The sequence below is a fragment of the Pseudomonas mercuritolerans genome (genome assembly GCF_025706525.1).
Classification (GTDB): domain Bacteria; phylum Pseudomonadota; class Gammaproteobacteria; order Pseudomonadales; family Pseudomonadaceae; genus Aquipseudomonas; species Aquipseudomonas mercuritolerans.
In genome coordinates this window covers 117,940-134,080 of sequence record NZ_JAMSHA010000013.1, presented here as the reverse complement: position 1 = coordinate 134,080, position 16,141 = coordinate 117,940, and the positions used below count along the sequence as shown (strand labels likewise).

The 16,141-nt window shown below is 62.7% G+C and carries 11 protein-coding genes; all 11 read left to right on the top strand.

Translation table 11 applies throughout. The annotated features are described in order from the left end of the window. Positions 1–402 precede the first annotated feature (402 nt). The 11 genes from ND528_RS27820 to ND528_RS27760 all read left to right on the top strand — a co-directional run bounded on the left by ND528_RS27820 (position 403) and on the right by ND528_RS27760 (position 15,958). The gene (locus ND528_RS27820; protein WP_263471712.1) at positions 403–1,182 is read left to right on the top strand and encodes an ABC transporter permease; all 780 of its coding nucleotides are present in this window, start codon (positions 403–405) and stop codon (positions 1,180–1,182) included. Then, on the top strand, positions 1,182–2,030 hold the full coding sequence (locus ND528_RS27815; protein WP_263471711.1) for an ABC transporter ATP-binding protein: 849 nt from the start codon (positions 1,182–1,184) through the stop codon (positions 2,028–2,030). The genes ND528_RS27820 and ND528_RS27815 overlap by 1 nt, the downstream gene beginning before the upstream one ends. After that, on the top strand, positions 2,027–2,989 hold the full coding sequence (locus tag ND528_RS27810) for a HEAT repeat domain-containing protein (RefSeq protein WP_263471710.1): 963 nt from the start codon (positions 2,027–2,029) through the stop codon (positions 2,987–2,989). Before ND528_RS27815 ends, ND528_RS27810 begins: the two co-directional genes overlap by 4 nt. After that, positions 2,986–3,291 carry a DUF971 domain-containing protein gene (locus tag ND528_RS27805; protein WP_212616165.1) on the top strand — a complete coding sequence of 102 codons (306 nt, stop codon included), beginning with the start codon at positions 2,986–2,988 and terminating at the stop codon, positions 3,289–3,291. The genes ND528_RS27810 and ND528_RS27805 overlap by 4 nt, the downstream gene beginning before the upstream one ends. Before the next feature lie 145 nt (positions 3,292–3,436). Beyond that, positions 3,437–4,054, top strand: a complete 618-nt coding sequence (gene lexA / locus ND528_RS27800; RefSeq protein WP_263471709.1) for a transcriptional repressor LexA — start codon at positions 3,437–3,439, stop codon at positions 4,052–4,054. After that, positions 4,054–4,671: a translesion DNA synthesis-associated protein ImuA gene (gene imuA / locus ND528_RS27795; RefSeq protein WP_024012713.1), complete on the top strand. Its 618-nt coding sequence runs from the start codon at positions 4,054–4,056 to the stop codon at positions 4,669–4,671. Before lexA ends, imuA begins: the two co-directional genes overlap by 1 nt. 5 nt (positions 4,672–4,676) lie before the next feature. Further along, entirely contained in the window at positions 4,677–6,092 is a 1,416-nt protein-coding gene (locus ND528_RS27790; RefSeq protein ID WP_130926618.1) for a Y-family DNA polymerase, read from the top strand. After that, positions 6,089–9,166, top strand: coding sequence for an error-prone DNA polymerase (locus ND528_RS27785; protein ID WP_263471708.1), 3,078 nt, complete (start codon positions 6,089–6,091; stop codon positions 9,164–9,166). The genes ND528_RS27790 and ND528_RS27785 overlap by 4 nt, the downstream gene beginning before the upstream one ends. Before the next feature lie 1,183 nt (positions 9,167–10,349). Then, a complete protein-coding gene (locus tag ND528_RS27770) occupies positions 10,350–11,039 on the top strand; it encodes a GntR family transcriptional regulator (protein WP_016774461.1) in 690 nt (229 codons plus the stop codon). Between the two features lie 135 nt (positions 11,040–11,174). Beyond that, a complete protein-coding gene (locus ND528_RS27765) occupies positions 11,175–13,286 on the top strand; it encodes an ATP-binding protein (RefSeq protein WP_263471707.1) in 2,112 nt (703 codons plus the stop codon). A 38-nt stretch (positions 13,287–13,324) separates the two neighbouring features. Beyond that, positions 13,325–15,958, top strand: coding sequence for an excinuclease ABC subunit UvrA (locus ND528_RS27760; RefSeq protein ID WP_263471706.1), 2,634 nt, complete (start codon positions 13,325–13,327; stop codon positions 15,956–15,958). Positions 15,959–16,141: the final 183 nt, after the last annotated feature.

The following is a 16,141-nucleotide window of genomic DNA, read 5'->3' as shown; positions in this document are numbered from 1 at the left end:
TACAATCGGATCAGGCTGCACAGCCACAACGGATATCGGACTCCGGTAGCAATGGAAGCCTTGGCAGTATGAGAAATGACCTAAACCCTATAACCGTGTCCAGTATCGTTTGACCAGATCAACCGAGTTGTTTGTGAGAGATACGCCGACGTGAAATATCGAGTCGAACTAAGGTCTGCAAGCGCTGAAATCAAAAGCCCCTCACCCTAACCCTCTCCCGGAGGGAGAGGGGACTGACCGAGTTGTTGGTGAGAGATACGCCGACGTGAAGTACCGAGTCGAACTCAGGTCGTGAAAAGCACGCAAATCGGCTCCCTTTCCCCTCGCCCCCCCTGGGGGAGAGGGCTGGGGTGAGGGGGTAAATCGCAGCCATCACACAGAACCCGAACTGGAAACCGGACTATGAAAACACCGTTGCGCTGGACATCAAGAGCCGCCTCACTGCTGCTCTGCCTGCTTTTCTGGCAACTCGCCGCCAGCCACCACTGGAACCTCGGCCTGGTCACCTTTGCCAACGTGTCGACGCCACTGGCGGTGATCGAAGCCGCGCTCGGCCTGGGCGACTCGGGCAAACTCTGGCAGCACCTGAGCAGCAGCCTCGGCCGCGTCTTCGCCGGTTACGTGGCGGCGTTGATCATCGGCATCGCCCTGGGCCTGGCCATCGGCCGGTCGAAATGGGCTGAAGACATTTTGCTGCCGCCACTGGAAGTCCTGCGCCCGATCCCCGCCGTGGCGTGGATTCCGCTGGCGATCCTGATGTTTCCGTCCTCGGAATTGTCGATGGTGTTCATCACCTTCACTGGCGCGCTGTTCCCGATCCTGCTCAATACCGTGCACGGCGTCGAAGGCGTCGATCCGCGCCTGATCGCCTCGGCAAAAAGCCTCGGGGCCGGGCGCCGGGCGATCCTGCTGGAAGTGATTCTGCCGGGCGCTGCGCCGAGCATCATCACTGGCCTGGCGATCGGCATGGGCACTTCGTGGTTCTGTCTGGTGACGGCGGAAATGATCTCCGGGCAGTTCGGCATCGGGTACTACACCTGGGAGTCCTACACCATTCAGAACTACGCCGACATCGTCGTCGGCATGCTCCTGATCGGGGTGTTGGGCATGGGCAGCAGTTGGCTGATCAAACGTCTGGGCGGTTTGTTCACGCCCTGGCATCGACCGCGAGGCAAAGCCTGATGAGCGTCATGCAAACCCCGGAAGGGCGGATCGACATTCGCCAGTTGTCTATCGTCCTCGGCCAGGGCCGCGTGGCTTTCGAAGCGGTGCAGGGCCTCGATTGCCAGATCGAACCCGGCCAGTTCGTGTGCATTCTCGGCCCGTCCGGATGCGGCAAGTCGACCTTGCTCGGCGCTCTGGCCGGGCACTTGAATGCCAGTACCGGCAGCTTGAAAGTCGACGGCAGCGCGGTGACCGGCCCGTCGCCGCAACGCGGCATGGTGTTCCAGCATCACACGCTGTTCCCGTGGCGCACGGTGCGCGACAACGTCGCCTTCGGTCTGAAGATGCGCGGCGTCGGCAAGGCTGAGCGCCGTCGCGCCGCTGACGACATCCTCAAACTGGTCGGCCTCGAAGGCTTTGCCGAACGCTGGCCGGATCAGCTCTCCGGTGGCATGCAGCAGCGGGTGGAGATCGCACGGGTGCTGGTCAATCGACCGCGCCTGTTGCTGATGGACGAGCCGTTCGGCGCGCTGGATGCGCTGACCCGCTTGAACATGCAGGAACTGCTGCTGGACATCTGGACGCGCATCCGCACCACCGTGGTTTTCGTCACTCACGACATCGACGAGGCGTTGTTTCTAGCCGATCGCTTGCTGGTGATGAGTGCCCGGCCCGGGCGAATCATTGAAGATTTGCGTCTGGACTTTCCGCGTCCGCGCACCAGCGAACTGGTGACCAGCCCGGAATTCGCTCGCCTCAAACGCCACTGCCTTGACCTGCTGCGCCACGACAACGACCGACCGCTGCCGCGCCTCAATCCGCTCGGCCTGCCTCCTGAAAACCCTTTGCCGCGATTTGCCCTATGACCTCTATTTTTGCTGTGACCGACAACGAAGACATCCTCGCCCTGCAACCGCGCCTGACGGCTGAAGACGCTGGCGTGCGGCGCATTGCCCTGATTGATCTCGCCGATCTTGAGGAGCCGGATGGTTTGCTCTGGCTGGTTGATCGACTCCGGCAGGATCCCGCCGAGGACGTCCGCGCTGAGGCCGCGCGATTGCTCGAAGCGTGGGAGGAGGAAGCGGTCGTGCAAGCCTTGTGCGAAGCACTGACGGATCCGGCGCCCGCGGTGCAATCGGCGGCGGCGCAAAGTCTGAGCCTGCTCAAGACTGCGGAGGCGGGGCGGGTGATTCTGCCGTGGACCGCGCATGCCGAGGTCAGTGTGCGCATCGCCGCATTTCGGGCGTTACGCGAATTGCGCTTCGCCGAGGCCGCGCCGGCTGCCGTCGCAGCGTTAGAAGATGCCGATGCCAATGTCCGACGCGAAGCGGTGGGCGTGCTCGGCTGGCTCAAACAGCTCGACGCGCTGCCAGCTCTGGCGCGCCTGGCCAGTGACGACCCGGACACCGAAGTGCGCCGCGCCGCGACCGGTGCCCTCGGCTTGGCCAGCGACGCCGAAGTGCTGCCGGCGCTGCGCCAGGCCTTGCACGACCATGCCTGGCAAGTGCGCGAAGAAGCTGCGACCACATTGGGCAAAGTTGGCCACAGCGACGCTGGCCCGGCCTTGGTCGCAGCGCTGAGCGATGATTATTGGCAAGTGCGCCTGCGCGCCACCCGCAGCCTCGGTCGCCTGCGCTTCGTCCCGGCGCTGGATGCGCTGATCGAGACCCTCGGCCACCGCATTAGCAACCTGCGCAAGGAAGCTGCGCTGGCCCTCGGTGAATTGAACGATCGTGGTGCCTTGGCCGCGTTGCAGGCAGCGCAGGACGACGGCGACCCGGAAGTGCGCAAAGCCGTGCGCATCGCGTTGAGTCAGTTGCAATGAACCCACTGTCGGTGGGCAACTCGCAGAGTGCACGCACGCTGCGCCTGAGCTGGCCGGACGGGCGCGAATCGCTGCTCAGGCATGCCGACCTGCGCCGGCAATGCCCATGCTCGCAATGCCGCGCATTTCGCCTGCGCGGTGTCACGCCGCTGGTTGATGATCGCGTGCGCCTGATCGAGGTCAATCCGCAGGGGTATGGTGTGCAACTAGTGTTCAGCGATGGCCATCAACGCGGGATTTACCCGTGGGCGTACCTGGCGCAACTTGATTCTTCGCATCTCCCCATTCTTACAGAGACATGAGGATTCTGTAGGAGCTGACGAGTGAAACGAGGCTGCGATCTTTTGACTTTTAAAAGCAAGATCAAAAGATCGCAGCCTTCGGCAGCTCCTGCGTCGGCTCGCGCCGACTGGCGGTTCTTGTCAGGAAATTCTCACAGGAGTACAAATGTACTCCATGACAAACCTGACTCCCCGCCGTACTGCCATTCTGACCTTTATCCGCGATCGCATCGCCGAGCACGGTCAGCCCCCAAGCCTCGCTGAAATCAGCGAGGCTTTTGGTTTTGCCTCGCGCAGCGTGGCGCGCAAGCATGTGCTGGCGCTCACCGAAGCCGGTTTCATCGAGGTCAATCCGCATCAGGCCAGGGGCATTCGTTTGCTCGGTCAGCCACCGCGCCCAGAGCTGCTGGAGATTCCGGTACTCGGTCGCGTGGCCGCCGGTGCACCGATTGGCGCCGATGCCGACATCCATAACCGCCTGCTGCTCGACCCGGCACTGTTCTCCCGCACGCCGGATTACATGCTGCGGGTGCAGGGTGACTCGATGATCGAAGACGGCATCCTCGACGGTGACCTGGTCGGTGTGCGGCGCAATCCCGAGGCGCTCAATGGCCAGATCGTCGTCGCGCGTCTGGACGGTGAAGTGACCATCAAACGCTTCGAACGGGTCGGTGAAGAAGTGCGCCTGTTGCCACGCAACCCGGCATATAAGCCGATTGTCGTGCGGGATGATCAGGACCTGGCCATCGAAGGCGTGTTCTGTGGTCTGGTGAGGCAAGGCTGATGGGCGCCGTCGTTGCTTTGGATACGCTGTTCAATGGCGGCCAGGTCTGGCGCGGCAGGCCTGCGCCACCGGCGGCGAGTCCGCAGCCGACCGGGCATGCGGGACTGGACGCAGCTCTGCCCAGCGGCGGCTGGCCGGAAGCGGCGCTGAGTGAAATTCTCTTGGCCGGCCCCGGTGTCGGCGAGCTGCAACTGGTCTGGCCAACCCTGGCGCGATTGTCCGCGGCCGGTGAGCGCATCGTGCTGGTGGCGCCGCCGTTCGTGCCGTACCCGCAGGCTTGGGCCAATGCCGGAGTCGATCTGCGCCAGTTGTCGGTGATTCAGGCCAGCGAACGCGATGCCTTGTGGGCGGCGGAGCAGTGTCTGCGCTCGGGCAGTTGCGGCGCGGTGCTGTGCTGGCCGAACAAAGCCGATGACCGAGCCTTGCGGCGTTTGCAGGTAGCGGCGGAAACCGGCCAGACCCTGGCCTTTGCCTGGCGCCCGTTGAGCGAAGCGGTCAACCCGTCACCGGCAGCGTTACGGATTGCCATCGATGCCAAACCGGCGCAGCTACGCGTACTCAAATGCCGTGGCGGCCTGGCGCGTGCGACTCCGATTGCCTTTGCCGTGGGGCACTGATTGTCATGCGCTGGGTATGTATCCTGTTTCCGCAATTGGCCCTTGACGCCGTACTGCGTCAGCGGCCCGACCCTGAAGAGCCGCTGGTCCTGCTCAGCGGCCCGGCCCAGCGCCGGGTGCTGCAAGCGGTGAATCCGGCGGCGCGCAAACTCGGCCTGCGCCCCGGCATGTCGATGACCGCCGCGCAAGCCATGAGCAAAGGCTTTGCCACCGCTGATTACGAGGTGGCCGAGGTTGAACACTGGCAACAGTTTCTTGCCGCGTGGGCCTATCGTTTCAGCGCACAGGTCAGCGTGCATTACCCGCGTACCGTGGTGTTCGAGATCGAATCCAGCCTGGGCCTGTTCGGTACCTGGCCGCAATTTGAAGCTCGCCTGCGCCAGGAGTTGAAAGATCTGGGCTTTCGTCATCGCATAGTCGCCGCGCCGAACCCGGTGGCGGCGCGAGTGCTGGCCAATGCCTACGATGGCTTGGTGGTGCCGGACGGCGAGGCTTTGCAGCATCATCTCGGGCAATTGCCGGTTGATCGTGTCGGGCTGGAGCCGAATGTCGCCACGGCGTTATCGCGCATGGGCCTGCGCAATCTCAGTCAGGTGCAAAGCCTGCCACGCCAGGCACTGGCCCGGCGCTTCGAAGCGCAGATGCTCAAGCACCTCGACACGCTGTTCGGCGCACGCCCGCTGGCGCTGGCGTTCTATCTGCCGCCAGACCGTTTCGATATCCGCATCGAACTGAATTTCGACGTGCAATCCCATCAAGCCTTGCTGTTCCCGTTACGGCGCTTGACCGGCGATTTGTCGGCGTTCCTCTGCGGGCGCGACAGTGGCGTGCAGCGTTTCGATTTGCTTCTGGAACACGCCGGGCTGCCGGACACAGTGATCAAGGTCGGCCTGCTCAGCGCCGAGCGTGACGCGGCGATGCTCTTCGAACTGGCCCGTGGCCGGCTGGAGCAAGTCCAGGTAGAGGCACCGGTGCGTGGTTTTCGCTTGCGCGCCGAAGACCTGCCGAGTTTCGTTCCGCAGTATCAGGAACTGTTCGACGACCGCCCGCAACAGACCTTGCCCTGGGAGCAATTGCGCGAGCGTCTGCGCGCACGGCTGGGTGATGACGCGGTGCAGGGGCTGCGCTTTCAGGCCGATCATCGCCCTGAGTGCGCATGGCAGAACGCTGCCGATAAACAGCTTTGCACGGGGTTGCCCAGCGTGCAGCGTCCGGGCTGGCTGCTCAACGAACCGCAAAGCGTGCCGGAAGGTTCGGCGCGGATTCTCATGGGGCCGGAGCGCATCGAATCCGGTTGGTGGGACGGTGGCGACGTGCGGCGTGATTACTACCTCATCCAGAACCGCGCCGGTCAGCAGGGCTGGGCATGGCGGGCGGTGGGTGAGGGCGGTCCGCTGTGGCTGCAAGGCTGGTTCGCATGAGTGCCGATTACGCCGAACTGCATTGCCTGTCGAATTTCAGCTTCCAGCGCGGTGCCTCCAGCGCGCTCGAGCTGTTTCAACGAGCGAAAAAGCACGGTTACCAGGCGCTGGCGATCACCGACGAATGCACCCTGGCCGGGATCGTGCGTGCGTGGCAAGCGGCGAAGTCCGTTGAGTTGCCGCTAATCATCGGCAGCGAGATACGCATCGACAACGGCCCGAAACTGGTGTTGCTGGTGGAAAACCTTGCCGGTTATCAGGCCCTCTGCGGTCTGATCACCCAGGCCCGGCGGCGTACGCAGAAAGGCCAGTATCAGCTCCTGCGCGAAGATTTCGCCGAAGCGCTGCCGGGTTTGCTGGTGCTGTGGGCGCCGGATTCTCTGGATGACCGCGAAGAGGGCCACTGGCTGAAACAGACCTTCGGCGACCGCCTGTGGCTGGCGGTGCAACTGCATCGCGGGCAGAACGATCAACAGCGGCTCGCGGCATTGTTGGCTCTGGCGGCTGAGTTGCAGATTCCAGCCGTGGCCAGCGGCGATGTGCACATGCACGCCCGGGGGCGCCGTGCCTTGCAGGACACCATGACCGCGATCCGTCATCACGTCCCCGTGGCCGAAGCGGGTTTGCGCCTGCATCCCAATGGCGAGCGGCATTTGCGTTGCCTCGATGAGCTGCGCGAATTGTATCCGCCGGCCTTGCTCGATGAATCGGTCAACCTGGCCCGGCGCTGCACTTTCGATCTGAGCGAGCTGCGCTATCAGTACCCGAAAGAGCTGGTGCCCGAGGGGCACAGTGCCAGTTCCTGGTTGCGCCATCTGACCGAGGAGGGCATTGCCTGGCGCTGGCCGAAAGGGCCTCAGGCCAAGGTGCTCAAGCAGATCGATGACGAGTTGCAATTGATCGCCGAGCTCGGCTACGAAAGCTATTTCCTCACCGTGCACGACGTGGTGCGCTTTGCCCGCACACAAAAAATCCTCTGTCAGGGGCGTGGTTCGGCAGCCAACTCGGCGGTGTGTTATGCCTTGGGTATTACCGAAATCGACCCGGAGCGCACCACGCTATTGTTCGAACGTTTCATGTCCAAAGAGCGCAACGAGCCGCCGGACATCGATGTCGATTTCGAGCACGAGCGCCGCGAAGAAGTCCTGCAATACGTGTTCAACCGTTACGGCCGGCGACGTGCGGCGCTGACGGCGGTGGTCAGCACCTATCATGCCACCGGTGCCGTGCGCGATGTGGCCAAGGCCCTCGGCCTGCCGCCGGATCAGATCAACGCGCTGGCCGACTGCTGCGGGCGCTGGAGCGATGAAACGCCGCCGCTGGAACGTTTGCGTGAAGGCGGCTTCGACCCGGATAGTCCGGTGCTGCGCCGGGTGCTGAGCCTGACCGGGCAACTGATCGGCTTCCCTCGACATCTGTCACAGCATCCCGGCGGTTTTGTGATTTCCGAGCAGCCGCTGGACACCTTGGTGCCGGTCGAAAACGCGGCAATGGCCGACCGCACCATCATTCAGTGGGACAAGGACGACCTCGATGCGGTCGGCCTGCTCAAGGTGGATATCCTCGCCTTGGGCATGCTCAGTGCGATTCGCCGCTGCTTCGACCTGCTGCGCCGGCATCGTGATCTGAACCTGACGCTCGCGACGATCCCCGCCGAAGACAAACCGACCTACGAAATGATCAGCCGCGCCGATACCGTCGGCGTGTTCCAGATCGAGTCGCGGGCGCAGATGTCGATGCTGCCGCGCCTGAAGCCAAAGACCTTCTACGATCTGGTGATTGAAGTGGCGATTGTCCGCCCCGGGCCGATTCAGGGCGGCATGGTTCATCCCTACCTGCGTAGGCGTAATAACGAAGAAGCGGAAACCTATCCGTCGCCAGCGCTCAAAGTCGTGCTGGAAAGAACCCTGGGCGTGCCGTTGTTCCAGGAACAGGTCATGCAGATCGCCATCGTCGCTGCCGACTATAGCCCCGGCGAGGCCGATCAGTTGCGCCGCTCGATGGCAGCTTGGAAGCGCCATGGCGGACTGGAGCCGCACAAGGAACGCCTCGCCGCCGGCATGAAAAAGAACGGCTACACACCGGAATTCGCTGCGCAGATCTTCGAGCAGATCAAAGGCTTCGGCAGTTACGGCTTCCCCGAATCCCACGCCGCCAGTTTCGCCTTGCTGACCTACGCCAGTTGCTGGCTCAAGTGTCACGAGCCGGCGGCGTTCGCCTGCGCATTGATCAACAGTTGGCCGATGGGCTTTTACAGCCCGGACCAGATTCTGCAGGATGCGCGTCGGCACCAATTGCAGATCCGTCCAGTAGACGTGCGTGCCAGTGACTGGGATTGCAGCCTCGAGCCGCTGAGTGCCGGGCAACCGGCGATTCGCATGGGCCTGCGCATGATCAAGGGGTTTCGCGAAGAAGATGCCCGGCGCATCGAAGCCGCGCGCCGCCACGGGGCGTTTGCCGATGTTGCCGATTTGGGCGAGCGCGCCGCCCTCGACAGTCGTGCGCAGGCCCTGCTGGCAGACTCCGGGGCCTTGCGCGGTCTGGCCGGACATCGCCATCGTGCGCGTTGGGAAGTGGCGGGGGTGGAGAAACAGCTCGGCCTGTTCGCCGGCCTGCCCAACGAGGAAGAAGTGAAAATTGTTTTGCCCAAACCCAGCGTCGGCGAAGACCTGCATGCTGATTACGCCACGGTGGGGACGACGCTGGGTCCGCATCCGTTGGCTTTGTTGCGTGGCGAGTTGCAGGCCCGGCGCTGCCGCAGCTCGCGGGAATTGATGGATATCGAACATGGCCGGCCGGTCAGCGTGGCCGGGCTGGTCACCGGCCGGCAGCGCCCCGGCACGGCCAGCGGTGTGACGTTCGTGACTCTCGAAGACGAGTTCGGCAACGTCAATGTGGTGGTCTGGCGTGACCTGGCCGAGCGTCAGCGCCAAGTGCTGGTCGGTTCGCAATTGCTCAAGGTCGACGGCCGCTGGGAGCGCGAAGGCGATGTACGCCACCTGATCGCCGGGCGCATGAGCGACCTGAGCCCGCTGCTCAACGGCATTCACGTGCAGAGCCGCGATTTCCACTAACCCTTGTGGGCGAGCCTGCTCGCGAAAGCGGTTGTTCAGGCAATGACGATGTTGAATGTGCCGCCGCCTTCGCGAGCAGGCTCGCTCCCACAGGGATTTGGTTGCGATGAAGATGGTCGATCTGCCCCGTATCAGTGTGGGAGCGAGCCTGCTCGCGAAAGCGCAGTGTCAGGCAATGACGATGTTGAATGTGCCGCCGCCTTCGCGAGCAGGCTCGCTCCCACAGGGATTTTGGTTGCGATGAAGATGGTTGATCGGCCCCGGATCAGTGTGGGAGCGAGCTTGCTCGCGAAAGCGCAGTGTCAGGCAATGACGATGTCGAACGTGCCGCCGCCTTCGCGAGCAAGCTCGCTCCCACAGGGACTTTGGTTGCTCTGGAGATGGTCGATCTACCCGTATCAGTGTGGGAGCGAGCCTGCTCGCGAAAGCGCAGTGTCAGGCGATGACGATGTTGAATGTGCCGCCGCCTTCGCGAGCAGGCTCGCTCCCACAGGGATTTTGGTTGCGCTGAAGATGGTTGATCGGCCCCGGATCAGTGTGGGAGCGAGCTTGCTCGCGAAAGCGCAGTGTCAGGCAATGACGATGTTGAATGTGCCGCCGCCTTCGCGAGCAGGCTCGCTCCCACAGGGATTTTGGTTGCGATGAAGATGGTTGATCGGCCCCGGATCAGTGTGGGAGCGAGCTTGCTCGCGAAAGCGCAGTGTCAGTCAATGACGATGTTGAATGTGCCGCCGCCTTCGCGAGCAGGCTCGCTCCCACAGGGACTTTGGTTGCTCTGGAGATGGTTGATCTGCCCCGGACCAGTGTGGGAGCGAGCTTGCTCGCGAAAGCGCAGTGTCAGGCAATGACGATGTCGAACGTGCCGCCGCCTTCGCGAGCAGGCTCGCTCCCACAGGGATTTTGGTTGCGATGAAGATGGTTGATCGGCCCCGGATCAGTGTGGGAGCGAGCCTGCTCGCGAAAGCGCAGTGTCAGGCAATGACGATGTTGAATGTGCCGCCGCCTTCGCCAGCAAGCTCGCTCCCACAGGTTTTGGCTGTTTATCCAAAATCGAGATAAATCAAAAGGCTGCACCTTTGGGCCGAAGGCAGATATTCTGCGCTTCACACTGGTACGGGAACCGATCAGTCTCTATGGCCAGCCACCGCCAGGATGAATCGCCCGACGCCAAAGGAGTGTTCGAATGAGCGAAAAAAAGCTGGAAACCACGGTTGACCGCGTCTACCAAGGGGTTTACGCGGCGATCAGCAAGCGTTCGTTGCGCCCGGGCATGAAGCTGGGCGAAGCCTCGCTGGCCGAGCTGTTCAATGTCAGTCGCACCTCGGTGCGTGCTGCGCTCAAGCAGTTGGAAGCCGATGGTCTGGTCACCACCGAGCCCAACAAAGGCGCTTCGGTGTCGCTGCCCAGTGACGCAGAGCTGCGTTCGTTGTTCGAAACCCGGCGGCTGATCGAGATCGGCATCGTCACCGAACTGTGCCGGCGTAAAGACAGCGTTGCCATGCAGGATCTGCGTGAGCACTTGTTGCTGGAGGATGCCGCGCATGCGGCCGGCGACCATGAACGGCTGATCCATCTGCTCGGCGAGTTCCACCTCAAACTGGCGCGCAGCCTGAACAATCCGGTGCTGCTCGACTGGTTCCAGAAGCTGATCTCGCGGGCCTCGCTGTATGCCGCCGCGCTCGACGATGACAGCCACCAGGCCTGCCGCGACGACGAACACCTGCGTTTGCTCGAGTACATCGAAGCCGGTAATCAGAGCGCCGCGATCGAACTGACCTGCACGCACCTCAACGGAATCGAGAAGGCGATCCTCGACGTCGCGGCGAAAATGAAAACCGGCTATCACCCACTCAAGCACTTGATTGGCGTCTGAATGGCTCTGCATCGCAAATCGGCTATACCTGCGATGAAACCAATGCGTTTTCACAGCCTCGAAACACACGGGCGTCGCGTCGTTGTAGCGTTGCGATAGATCGGAAAACCGCAAAAAAGGACACTGAGTCAGGCGATGCAGTTTTTATCCGAAAGCCACGGCTGTGAAGGCTGGAAAGGCGAAATGGCCGAACGCATCCGTGCGTTCGACTGGAGCCACACCGAACTGGGCGCGCTCGCCGAATGGCCGGCCAGCCTGTGCAACACCGTGCAACTGATGCTGGCTTCGCCGTTGCCCATGGTGATGCTGTGGGGGCACGCCGGCTACATGATCTACAACGACGCTTATTCCGAATTTGCCGGTGGCCGCCATCCCTATCTGCTCGGGGTTCCGGTTGAGCTGGGCTGGCCGGAAGTCGCCGAGTTCAACCGCCACGTCGTTGACACCTGCCTGGCCGGTGGCACCTTGTCCTATCGCAACAAAGAGCTGGTATTGCTGCGCGACGGCGTGCCCGAAGACGTCTGGATGGATTTGTATTACAGCCCGGTGGCCAACGACGAAGGCGTGCCCGGCGGGGTCATGGCGATGGTGGTCGAGACCACCGAACTGGTGCATTCCGAGCGCCTGCGCCAGGCGGCCGAAGATGCCTATCGCGCCGACAACGAGCGCGTGCGTCTGGCGCTGAATGCCGGCGCACTGCTGGGCTCGTTTGTCTGGGACATCAAGAACAATCGCTTCTCTGCTGACGAACGTTTCGCCCGCACCTTTTCCTACCCGCCGGATGAGGACCTGAGCGATCTGCAACAAGAGATCGCCGAATCACGCATTCATCCCGACGACCACCCATGGGTCCAGGAGCGGGTCGCCCATTGCGTGCGCACTGGTGAGCCCTACAACGCCGAGTACCGTGTACAGCGTGGCGATGGCCAATATCTGTGGGTGCTGGCCAGTGGTGCCTGCGAGTTCGATGAGCAAGGCAAGCCGTTTCGCTTCCCCGGCGTGCTTATTGATATTCATGAGCGCAAGAATGCTGAAGAGTCGCTGCTCAAATTCACCCGCAACCTCGAACAGCGCGTGGCCGCCGAAGTGGATGCGCGACTGGCCGCTGAAGAACAGTTGCGTCAGTCGCAGAAACTCGAAGCCATCGGCGGCCTCACCGGTGGCGTTGCCCATGACTTCAACAACTTGCTGCAAGTGATTGCCGGCAATCTGCACCTGCTGGCCCGGCATGAGCCGAACAATGCCAACGTGCAGCGTCGGGTCGGTGCCTCGTTGGCGGCAGTCGAACGCGGTGCCAAATTGTCTTCGCAATTGCTCGCATTTGCCCGCCGGCAACCGCTGTCACCGGCCGTGTGCAACCCAGAACAAATTTTTGAAGGCGTTGGCGAGTTGCTGCAACGCGCCTTGGGCGAAACCATTCAGATCGACGTGCAACTGCCGCCGCAGCCTTGGCATATCAACGTCGACCGCAACCAGTTGGAAAACGCGATTCTCAATCTGGCGATCAACGCCCGCGACGCGATGAAGGGCGAGGGCGTCATCGGCCTCAGTGCCGCCAATGTCTGTCTGGACAGTGAATACTGTGCCGGCAAGGGCATCGCGGCCGGTGAGTATGTTCGCGTGGCGGTCACCGACACCGGCGTGGGCATTGCTCCACAAATGCTGGAACAGGTCTTCGAACCGTTCTTCACCACCAAGGCCGACGGCCAGGGCACCGGCCTCGGTCTGAGCATGGTTTTCGGCTTCGTCAAACAGAGTGGCGGCCACGTCGAGATCGACAGCAAGCTCGGCGAAGGCACGCGGGTGCAGTTGTATTTCCCGCGCAGTCTGCGTCCGGTTCGCGAAGAGACCGCCAGTGTCTGCGAACGCAAGAGCGGTGGCCACGAAACCATTCTGGTGGTGGAAGACAATGACGCCGTGCGCGCTTCGGCGGTGGAGTTGCTGCGCGAAGAAGGTTATCGGGTGATGACCGCGTGCAATGGCGACGTGGCCATGCAGATGTTGCTGGAAGGCATCGAGATCGATCTGATCTTCACCGACGTGGTCATGCCCGGGCTGATCAAGAGTTCCGATCTGGCCGCGTGGGCCAAGGTGCAGACGCCGCCGGTGCCGGTGCTGTTCACCTCCGGGCATACCCGCGACATCATTTCCCGCGACCACCAGCTCAGCCCCGATACGCATCTGCTCGGCAAACCCTACAGCCCGCAAGCTTTACTGCAGATGATTTGCGAGGTGCTCGGCACCTGATGCCGAGCGCTGCCCAGTTTTTCAATCAAGGCAGGCCGATGATTTCCAAGCGCAATTCCAAAGCACCCGCCGGCATGGTTCGCGTGCGCGGCGCCCGCGAACATAACCTGAAGAACGTTGATGTCGATATTCCGCGCGATGCGCTGGTGGTGTTCACCGGCGTCTCCGGTTCGGGCAAGTCGTCGCTGGCATTTTCCACGCTGTATGCCGAGGCCCAGCGGCGGTATTTCGAATCGGTGGCGCCGTACGCGCGGCGGTTGATCGATCAAGTCGGCGTGCCGGATGTCGATTCCATCGAAGGACTGCCGCCCGCCGTCGCTTTGCAACAGCAGCGTGGCACGCCCAGTGCGCGTTCATCGGTGGGCAGCGTGACGACGCTGTCGAGCCTGATCCGCATGCTCTATTCCCGCGCAGGCAGTTATCCGCCGGGGCAGCCGATGTTGTATGCCGAAGACTTTTCACCGAACACGCCGCAGGGCGCCTGCCCGGAGTGTCACGGACTTGGCCGCGTCTATGAAGTGACCGAAGCGCTGATGGTGCCGGACCCGAACCTGACCATCCGCCAGCGCGCCGTGGCGTCCTGGCCCTTGGCGTGGCAGGGGCAGAACCTGCGCGACATCCTGGTGACCATGGGCATCGATGTCGACATTCCGTGGAAAAAACTGCCGAAAAAGCAGCGCGACTGGATTCTCTTCACTGAAGAGACGCCGACGGTGCCGGTGTACGCCGGGCTGACCCCGGAAGAAACCCGCGTCGCCCTCAAGCGCAAGATGGAACCGAGTTATCAGGGCACCTTCACCGGCGCCCGACGCTACATCCTGCACACCTTTACCCACTCGCAAAGTGCGCTGATGAAGAAGCGCGTTTCGCAGTTCATGCGCGGTAGCCCGTGCCCGTTGTGCGAGGGCAAACGGCTCAAGCGCGAGGCGTTGTCGGTGACCTTCGCCGGTTACGACATTGGCGAGTTGTCGCAGATGCCGTTGCTGCAAGTGGCCGAAGTGCTGCGGCCGGTAGCGGCGGCGAATTATCTGGAACAGGCCGAGGAGAGCGGCGACACCCTCAGCCATGCGCAAACCCGCGAGGCGCGTCAGCAGCGGGTCGCCCATGGCGCCAGCGGTCACGCCAGCGCGCCGGACGTGCGCCACACGCCGAACCTGTCGCTGGAAAAACGTCTGGCGGCGCAGCGCATCGCTGAGGATTTGCTGGAGCGGGTCAGCACCCTGACCGATCTCGGCCTGGGTTATCTCGCGCTGGAACGCAGTACGCCGACCTTGTCGTCCGGCGAGTTGCAGCGTTTACGCCTGGCCACGCAATTGGGTTCGCAGCTGTTCGGGGTGATTTATGTCCTGGACGAACCGTCTGCCGGTCTGCATCCGGCGGATGGCGAGGCGCTGTTCGAGGCGTTGCAGCGCTTGAAGGCTGACGGCAATACGCTGTTTGTGGTCGAGCACGATGTCGAAACCATGCGCCGTGCCGACTGGCTGATTGACGTCGGCCCGGCGGCGGGCGAAAAGGGCGGGCGCGTGTTGTACAGCGGTCCGCCTGCGGGACTTGCTGACATTGAAAATTCGCAGACCCGCGCCTATCTGTTTGCCGAAAACCAACGCCCTGAGCGCGCCGCGCGCAAGGCGAGCGGATGGCTGAAGCTGGACGGCGTGACGCGCAACAACCTGAATAATCTCAGCGCCGAATTCCCCTTGGGCTGTTTCACCTCGGTGACCGGGGTGTCTGGCTCCGGCAAATCGAGTCTGGTCAGTCAGGCCTTGCTGGAACTGGTCGGCGCGCAACTGGGCCGTCCGGTGGCCGAGGCAGAGTCAGAAGAACCGAGCCTGGAAGATGACACGCCGCCGCCCAGCACCGGGCAGATCAGCGCCGGCCTGGAGTCGATCAAACGCCTGGTGCAGGTTGATCAGAAACCCATCGGACGCACGCCGCGTTCCAATCTGGCAACCTATACCGGGCTGTTCGACAACGTGCGCAAGCTGTTTGCGGCGACTCCCGAGGCACAAGCTGCGGGCTATGACGCCGGGCAGTTTTCCTTCAACGTCGCCAAGGGCCGTTGCGCCACATGTGAGGGCGAAGGTTTTGTCAGTGTGGAATTGCTGTTCATGCCCAGCGTGTACGCGCCGTGCCCAACCTGCCACGGCGCGCGGTATAACCCGCAGACATTGGCGATTCTCTGGCAGGGCTTGAGCATCGCTCAGGTGCTGCAACTGACTGTCGATGAGGCGGTGTCGGTGTTTGCCGAGCAGGCAGGGATTCGTCGTTCGCTGGAGGTGCTGCGCGATATTGGTCTGGGTTATCTGCGTCTCGGGCAACCGGCCACGGAATTGTCCGGTGGTGAGGCGCAACGGATCAAACTGGCGACCGAGTTGCAGCGCAGTCAGCGTGGCGCGACCTTGTATGTGTTGGATGAACCGACTACTGGATTGCATCCGCGAGATGTCGATCGATTGCTCGAGCAGCTGGATACGCTTGTGACGGCGGGGCACACGGTGATTGTCGTCGAGCACGAAATGCGTGTCGTCGCGCAGAGCGACTGGGTCATCGACATCGGCCCAGGAGCGGGCGATCAGGGCGGCAGGATAGTCGCCGCCGGCACACCGCAGAAAGTCGCCGCCAGCAAGAAGAGCAAGACTGCGCCGTTTCTGGCTCGGGCTTTGAGCCGATAAAGGCAGCGACCTGCCGAACGCCTTCGCGAGCAGGCTCGCTCCCACAGTATTGCAGCCTGTACCCAGAAAGGTGGCCATCCCCGGATACCCTTGTGGGAGCGAGCCTGCTCGCGAAAGCGGAATGTCAGTCGCAGATGAGCTGACTGGACGAACGCCTTCGCGAGCAGGCTCGCTCCCACAGTT

Bases quoted from the DNA above. Each gene is read 5' to 3' on its own strand.
- ND528_RS27760 (WP_263471706.1), top strand. From the start codon at position 13,325: ATGATTTCCAAGCGCAATTCCAAAGCACCCGCCGGCATGGTTCGCGTG.
- ND528_RS27785 (WP_263471708.1), top strand. From the start codon at position 6,089: ATGAGTGCCGATTACGCCGAACTGCATTGCCTGTCGAATTTCAGCTTC.
- ND528_RS27805 (WP_212616165.1), top strand. From the start codon at position 2,986: ATGAACCCACTGTCGGTGGGCAACTCGCAGAGTGCACGCACGCTGCGC.
- ND528_RS27770 (WP_016774461.1), top strand. From the start codon at position 10,350: ATGAGCGAAAAAAAGCTGGAAACCACGGTTGACCGCGTCTACCAAGGG.
- lexA (WP_263471709.1), top strand. From the start codon at position 3,437: ATGTACTCCATGACAAACCTGACTCCCCGCCGTACTGCCATTCTGACC.
- ND528_RS27790 (WP_130926618.1), top strand. From the start codon at position 4,677: ATGCGCTGGGTATGTATCCTGTTTCCGCAATTGGCCCTTGACGCCGTA.
- imuA (WP_024012713.1), top strand. From the start codon at position 4,054: ATGGGCGCCGTCGTTGCTTTGGATACGCTGTTCAATGGCGGCCAGGTC.
- ND528_RS27810 (WP_263471710.1), top strand. From the start codon at position 2,027: ATGACCTCTATTTTTGCTGTGACCGACAACGAAGACATCCTCGCCCTG.
- ND528_RS27815 (WP_263471711.1), top strand. From the start codon at position 1,182: ATGAGCGTCATGCAAACCCCGGAAGGGCGGATCGACATTCGCCAGTTG.
- ND528_RS27820 (WP_263471712.1), top strand. From the start codon at position 403: ATGAAAACACCGTTGCGCTGGACATCAAGAGCCGCCTCACTGCTGCTC.
- ND528_RS27765 (WP_263471707.1), top strand. From the start codon at position 11,175: ATGCAGTTTTTATCCGAAAGCCACGGCTGTGAAGGCTGGAAAGGCGAA.